A 637-nucleotide genomic window follows, 5' to 3' on the forward strand; every position below is an offset into this window, starting at 1 on the left:
CTAGACGAGTAAGTCCTAAGTCGCTGTGGTGTGAAGTGCGGGAAGGGCGAAGGGTGTTGAGGATCGGTTTGTGAAGACAGACCTCAACACCCTTCTGACCGCACTGTACGTGACGATCGACGACTGGCTGGGGAAGGCCCCTCGGTTAGGGCGTCCGCCGAAACTGACCGATGCCGAACTGCTGACCTTGGCGGTGGCGCAGGTGCTGCTCGGGGTGCATTCTGAGGCCCGGTGGCTGCGCTACGTCCCGGCGCATCTGCCCGGCGCCTTCCCGTACCTGCCAGGTCAGTCCGGCTACAACAAGCGTCTGCACAAGGCACTGCCGCTCCTCAAGGCCGCGATCCGGGCGCTGGCATCCGACACCGACCTGTGGCAGGACCCGATGTGGGTCGTCGACTCCACCCCCGTGGAGTGTGGCCGCTCCCGCCCCACCGTCCAGCGATCGAACCTGGCAGGTTGGGCCGGCTACGGCTACTGCCGTTCGCACTCGCGCTGGTTCTGGGGCCTGCGCCTGCACCTGATCTGCACCCCCGCCGGCCTGCCCATCACCTGGGCACTGGCCAGTCCGAACATCGACGAACGCCAGGTTCTCATGGCCATCGTCGAGCACGAACCAGCCCTGCTGGCCGAGCGGCCC

The 637-nt window shown here is 66.4% G+C and carries 1 protein-coding gene; it reads left to right on the plus strand.

Annotation, left to right across the window (positions count from 1 at the left end):
* Positions 1 to 70: 70 nt before the first annotated feature.
* A partial coding sequence (locus CXR44_RS38715; RefSeq protein ID WP_483870015.1) for a transposase family protein occupies positions 71 to 637 on the plus strand: 567 nt, incomplete at its 3' end.

Source organism: Nonomuraea indica (assembly GCF_002850745.1).
GTDB lineage: Bacteria > Actinomycetota > Actinomycetes > Streptosporangiales > Streptosporangiaceae > Nonomuraea > Nonomuraea indica.